The organism is Mesorhizobium sp. M4A.F.Ca.ET.090.04.2.1 (assembly GCF_003999085.1).
GTDB lineage: Bacteria > Pseudomonadota > Alphaproteobacteria > Rhizobiales > Rhizobiaceae > Mesorhizobium.
In genome coordinates this window covers 1-5345 of sequence record NZ_RZOT01000434.1, presented here as the reverse complement: position 1 = coordinate 5345, position 5345 = coordinate 1, and the positions used below count along the sequence as shown (strand labels likewise).

The 5345-nt window shown below is 64.4% G+C and carries 8 protein-coding genes; 1 reads left to right on the top strand and 7 read right to left on the bottom strand.

Going from position 1 to position 5345, the window contains the following annotated elements:
- The 6 genes from EN781_RS24895 to EN781_RS24870 form a co-directional block, all read right to left on the bottom strand.
- A partial coding sequence (locus EN781_RS24895; protein WP_127400411.1) for a glycine zipper domain-containing protein occupies positions 1–230 on the bottom strand: 230 nt, incomplete at its 3' end.
- 129 nt (positions 231–359) lie between these two features.
- The gene (locus tag EN781_RS24890; protein WP_126057403.1) at positions 360–884 is read right to left on the bottom strand and encodes an SRPBCC family protein; all 525 of its coding nucleotides are present in this window, start codon (positions 882–884) and stop codon (positions 360–362) included.
- Between the two features lie 19 nt (positions 885–903).
- Complete coding sequence (locus EN781_RS24885) at positions 904–1314, bottom strand: DoxX family protein (RefSeq protein WP_126057402.1); 411 nt, start codon at positions 1312–1314, stop codon at positions 904–906.
- 145 nt (positions 1315–1459) lie between these two features.
- Positions 1460–1951 (bottom strand): SRPBCC domain-containing protein, encoded by a 492-nt coding sequence (locus EN781_RS24880; protein WP_126057401.1) that lies wholly within the window; start codon positions 1949–1951, stop codon positions 1460–1462.
- A gap of 53 nt (positions 1952–2004) precedes the next feature.
- Positions 2005–2349, bottom strand: coding sequence for a metalloregulator ArsR/SmtB family transcription factor (locus tag EN781_RS24875; protein ID WP_126057400.1), 345 nt, complete (start codon positions 2347–2349; stop codon positions 2005–2007).
- 139 nt (positions 2350–2488) lie between these two features.
- Positions 2489–3394, bottom strand: coding sequence for a bestrophin family ion channel (locus EN781_RS24870; protein WP_126057399.1), 906 nt, complete (start codon positions 3392–3394; stop codon positions 2489–2491).
- Between the two features lie 189 nt (positions 3395–3583).
- Between EN781_RS24870 and EN781_RS24865 the strand changes: the two genes are divergently transcribed.
- Positions 3584–3991: an ACT domain-containing protein gene (locus tag EN781_RS24865; RefSeq protein ID WP_126057398.1), complete on the top strand. Its 408-nt coding sequence runs from the start codon at positions 3584–3586 to the stop codon at positions 3989–3991.
- 191 nt (positions 3992–4182) lie between these two features.
- Here EN781_RS24865 and EN781_RS24860 read toward each other — a convergent pair whose 3' ends face one another.
- Positions 4183–5217: an aspartate-semialdehyde dehydrogenase gene (locus tag EN781_RS24860; RefSeq protein ID WP_126057397.1), complete on the bottom strand. Its 1035-nt coding sequence runs from the start codon at positions 5215–5217 to the stop codon at positions 4183–4185.
- Positions 5218–5345: the final 128 nt, after the last annotated feature.

Genomic DNA, 5345 nt, shown 5'->3' with positions numbered 1-5345 from the left:
CGCCCATAGCGATCCCGATAACGGCAGCGGTCCGGCTCGTTGGCCCGGCCAATCAACGCACCGGCGACAGCGCCGACGGCGCCGCCGACGACTGCGCCTTCCACCGGGTCATTCGCGACGGCAGCGCCTATCGCCGCCCCGCCCAGGCCGCCGACCGCAGCACCCTTTTCCGTCTGCGAGCAAGCGCCGAGCGCCATCAGCAGGGCCACTAAGACTATCGCTTTCTTCATCATCGTTTCTCCCCAACGGGAATGCGCCTGCACCCGCCTTGCAGCGATAACGCACAAAGACGTGATTTGATCCGCCCTGCAGTGCCGCGCGTCCCCCCGGACGCGCAAAGATGGTGCATTTTCAGGTAGTTATTCGGCGGCTCGCTTCAAGTTGGCGAGGCCGACCTCGAAATCCTTGCCGATCAGCGTGTCGAAATTCATGAACAGGCCCATCAGCTTGGCGATGAACGGACGGCCGCCGCGCATCGCCCAGGTGACGGTCGTGGTCTCGCCGGACGGCGTCAAGGTGAAGTCGACGCTGTTGTTGGCCCGGAACGGCTTTTCGAAATCGAGCTTCAGCGCCACCAGCGAGGATGGAACCGAGCTGGTGATCTCCATCCGCCCGACGCCTGCCTTGCCGTTGCCTTCCCAGGCATAGGCCGCGCCCTTGCCGCTTTCGGCGCCGGACAGCGTGCGCTTCATGTCCGGGTCGAGTTTTTCGTAAGGCGACCATTCGGGCCAGCGCGTGAAGTCGTTGATCAGCGGATAGATCGCCTCGGGCGGCGCCTTGATGATGGCCGAGCGGCTGACGACGAAATCGTTCGGCCGTGTCGCGGCGTAGATGAGCACGGCGGCAATGGCGACAATCAGGATAGTGAGGATGGTGGTGAACATTCTACGGTCCTCCCGATGCTTAGCGGGCAAACGGGATCAGCGCGCGCAGCCTGGGGTCACGCAGGAACAGGCCGGCCCACAGAATGATGCCGAGATAGACGCCGAACAGCGTGTGCGAGAACAGCGGGCTGTCGAGCCGCACTTTGGTGGCGATGGCGCCGCCCATATAGGCAGTGAGCAGGATGGCGCCGAGCACCGAGGTGCGCGGCAGTGCGTAGAGCGCGGTGGAGATCAGCCCGATGATGCCGAGCATACGCGCGGCGTTGGGATCGGCCGGCCAGCCGAGTTGCACCATCGTCTGGGTGACGATGTCGAGCGGCGGCAGTTTGATGGCGCCGTCGAAGATCATGAACAGCACGATGAGCGCGCTGAGCACGCGACCGGTCCACAGGGCACCCGACGACACGGGCGCGGTTTGAGCAATGCTCATTGACGTTCCCTCCTAATATTTTAGTTAGAACCCCGGCGTCTTTGCCAGGCTCGAACCAAGGACGCGGCACGCGTCGACCGTCCGACACGTGCCGGAATCTTTTTCACAGATGCGCGCGGCTCATTCCGGCGCGCCGCAAGGGCACTCAGAGTGTCTTGAGATAGGCTTCCAGCCGCGCGTAGCTCGCCATGACCATCTGGCCGAAGCCCATCTTCACCGCCATGTCGCGGGCGGCAACCGAGTTGGCGCGGATGTTGGCGACGATCCGCGTCTTGCCGCCGGCATCCTCGAACAGGATTGTCGTCACCATGTTGGGCGGCGGCAGGGTATCCTGCCACTGACTGCGATCGAGCGGGGCGTCGCGATAGATGATCCGCTCCGGCGGAGCGATTTCGAGATAGACGCTGTTGGTTGGGTATTCACTGCCGTCGGCGAAGCGCATGGTCAGACGGAATTGCCCTCCAGGCCGTACATCCATCTCGCAGACCGGATAGGTTGAGCCTTCCGGTCCCCAGAATCGCACCAGGTGATATGGATCGGTGAAAAGCTTGAACATCAGCGCGCGTGGCGCATCGAAGGTCCGGGTGATGATGATGACCGGGTCGTCGGATGGCGTGTCGATGGTCTGATCTGTCATGTTCCCCTCTCTGGATGTCTTGTTGCGCAAGGGCGGCAAGATGATTGGCCGGCTTAGCTTTTACCTGCGCCGGGATCACCCGCCTGCAAGGCTTGCAGATAGGTTTCCAGCCGGTCGAAGCGCGCGTCCCATAGCACGCGGTAGGTCTCCAGCCATTCGTCGATCTCGCGCAATGGTTCCGGTTGCAGGCGGCGCGGCCGAAACTGCGCGTCGCGGCCGCGCGCCACCAGGCCGGCGCGCTCAAGCACCTTGAGGTGCTTCGACACCGCCGGAAAGCTCATGGCAAACGGCTCCGCCAGCTGCGTGACGGAGGCCTCGCCGAGCGCCAGCCGCGCCAGGATGGCGCGCCGGGTCGGGTCGGCAAGCGCGGCGAGGGTCAGACTGAGGCTATCCGTCATATTGAACCAACTGGTTATATAACCTTTTGGTTCTATACGAGAGGCCGCCGGCCGAGTCAAGCGGCGGTGTCAAAAACAGAATCCAGGCAGCGCTCATCCGGCTCGCAAACCGGATGGCCAGGGCTGGAACGCTCTGGCCTCAGGAGAAATAGAACCGTTCGGCCGGGATCATCTTCGGCGCCGGTTCGCCGAGCGCCTCGAACACCGAGATCTCGCAGACGCGGCAAAGCCCATCCAGCGCAAGGTCGTTGGGCTGGGTGCCGAACGGATCCTCGAGCTCTTCCGAGAGCGCGTCGAGGCCGAAGAAGGTATAGGCGATCAGCGCCGTGAACAGCGGCGTTGCCCAGCCGGCTGGCGCGACCAGCCCGAACGGCAGCAGCAGGCAGAAGACGTAGGCCGTTCGCTGCAGCAGCAGCGTGTAGGCAAAAGGCAACGGCGTTCCGGCGATGCGCTCGCAGCCGGCCTGCGCGGCGGCGATCTCCGACAGGCGCTCGTCGAGGATGCGGTAGCCGACCGCATCGAGCGCCCCGGACTTGCGCAGCGCCGCGATGCGCGCGCCCATCCTGCGTACCAGGGCATCGGGAGAGTTGACGGCCTTCACCACGGCTTCGGCCTCATCGCCGATGAAGCCGCGCGCTTCCGCCGTAGCATCCACCCGCCTGAGCAGGCCGCGCAGGAAATGGCAAAACGCGATCGCATCCATCAACAGGCCGCGCAATTCGGCCCGGTCCTCGATAAGGCCGGTCGAGGCGCGCGCCAGGTTGCGGATGTCGAAGACGAGCTGGCCCCACAGCTTGCGCGCCTCCCACCAGCGGTCATAGGCGGCGTTGTTGCGGAAGCCGAGATAGATCGACAGCGCCACGCCGAGCAGGGCGAAGGGTGCCGTGCCGGCATTGCCGAAGTCGAGCTTGAGAGCTTTGATGACCAATACCACCAGCGCGCCATAGGCGGCAAAACCGAAGATCTGCGGCAGGATGCGCGGCACCACCGAGCCGCGCATGATGAAGAACAGATGCAGGAAGCGCGGACGCGGGCGGACGATCATCAAAACCCCCAGACGGACCGGCTCCGGTCCCGATCCCGTCCATTGTGCTATGCAACGGCAAAGCAAGCTCGGTCGACAGCGACATTTCCGTGTCGCCCGGGCAGGCACTACCGGCGCTCATCCGGCCGGTCTAAGGACGAGGCGGCGGGCTCGCGAGACTGGCAGCCGCGCGCCGCCGAGGGAGGAAAAATGACCGGCGAAACCGATCTGCAAAAATTGTTGGCGTCGATGACGCCGCGACTGCTTCCCGATGTCCACGTCTTCGCGACGCTGGCGCCGGGCGCGACCATGCCGGATGGCCTCGATCCGGTCATGAGCTTTCGCGAGCAGGAAGGCCTTACGCTGATCGTGAAGGAGGACCAGTCGAGAGCGGTCGGCATCGACGGCATCTTCCGCTGCCGGATGATCACGCTGAACATCCACTCCTCGCTGGAAGCCGTCGGATTCCTCGCCGCCATCACCACGCGGTTGGCAGGGGCTGGCATGGGCGTCAATCCGGTCTCGGCCTTTTACCACGACCATCTGTTCGTCCCGGCGGATCGGGCCGAGGAAGCGATGGCGATGTTGATGGAATTGGCGGAGCAAAATCGGTTGTGATGCCGGCTCTCCACCGCCTGCTTGAGATGCCGGTGCCGCCCCTCATCCCCCTGCCGGGACCTTCTCCCCGTGAACGGGGAGAAGGAAGCTACCCGGCCGAAGGCCGAGCCCGCGACCGCGGGCCGCCGGTCGTCCGGCGCCCCCCCGCGGAGGGCCCGCCGCGGCAGCGGCGGTGCGGCCCGCGAGCGAGATTATGCCGCCTTCTTCTTCGGCTGGATCAGGCCCCGCTCGACCAGAAGTTCGGCGATCTGCACCGCGTTCAGCGCCGCGCCCTTGCGCAGATTGTCGGAGACGACCCACATCGACAGGCCGTTGTCGACGGTCGAATCCTCGCGGATGCGCGAGATGAAGGTGGCGTCCTCGCCGGCCGATTCGAGCGGCGTGATGTAGCCGCCGTTCTCGCGCTTGTCCAAGACCTGGCAGCCCGGCGCCTCGCGCAGGAGCTCGCGCGCCTCGTCGGCCGTGATCGGCTTTTCGAACTCGATGTTGACCGCTTCCGAGTGGCCGATGAACACCGGCACGCGCACGCAGGTCGCCGTCAACTTGATCTTGGGGTCGAGCATCTTCTTGGTCTCGGCCACCATCTTCCACTCTTCCTTGGTGAAGCCGTCGTCGAGGAAGACGTCGATATGCGGAATGACGTTGAAGGCGATGCGCTTGGTGAACTTCTTGACGTCGACCTGGTCGGCGACGAAGACGGCGCGGGTCTGGGTGAACAGCTCGTCCATGCCTTCCTTGCCGGCGCCGGAGACCGACTGGTAAGTGGCGACAACGACGCGCTTGATGGTCGCCGCGTCATGCAGCGGCTTCAGCGCCACGACCAGCTGCGCCGTCGAGCAGTTCGGGTTGGCGATGATGTTCTTGCGCGAGAACAGTTCCACCGCGTCCGGGTTCACTTCCGGCACGATCAGCGGCACGTCCGGGTCATAGCGGAAGGCGGACGAATTATCGATGACGACGCAGCCCTGCTTGCCGATCTTCGGCGACCATTCCTTGGAGACGTTGCCGCCGGCCGACATGACACAGATGTCGGTGTCGGAAAAGTCATAGGTGTCGAGCGCCTTGACCTTCAGCGTGCGGTCGCCGAAGGACACTTCGGTGCCCTGGCTGCGCCGCGAGGCCAGCGCCACCACTTCGCTTACCGGAAAGCCGCGCTCATCCAGAATGTTGAGCATTTCGCGGCCCACATTGCCCGTGGCGCCGACTACCGCAACCTTGAAACTCATAAAGATCTCCTGTCCCTCTCCGCTTGGTTGGAGAAAACCCGCTGGCCTCATGCGGGTTCCGTCCCCCGGGCCGAACCCGGGAGAGGGTGGTTAGGCCAAGGGAATCACACCGTTTTGGTGGTGGTTTT

Coding starts and splice junctions, on each gene's coding strand:
- EN781_RS24890 (WP_126057403.1), bottom strand. CDS start 884: ATGTTCACCACCATCCTCACTATCCTGATTGTCGCCATTGCCGCCGTG.
- EN781_RS24885 (WP_126057402.1), bottom strand. CDS start 1,314: ATGAGCATTGCTCAAACCGCGCCCGTGTCGTCGGGTGCCCTGTGGACC.
- EN781_RS24880 (WP_126057401.1), bottom strand. CDS start 1,951: ATGACAGATCAGACCATCGACACGCCATCCGACGACCCGGTCATCATC.
- EN781_RS24875 (WP_126057400.1), bottom strand. CDS start 2,349: ATGACGGATAGCCTCAGTCTGACCCTCGCCGCGCTTGCCGACCCGACC.
- EN781_RS24870 (WP_126057399.1), bottom strand. CDS start 3,394: ATGATCGTCCGCCCGCGTCCGCGCTTCCTGCATCTGTTCTTCATCATG.
- EN781_RS24865 (WP_126057398.1), top strand. CDS start 3,584: ATGACCGGCGAAACCGATCTGCAAAAATTGTTGGCGTCGATGACGCCG.
- EN781_RS24860 (WP_126057397.1), bottom strand. CDS start 5,217: ATGAGTTTCAAGGTTGCGGTAGTCGGCGCCACGGGCAATGTGGGCCGC.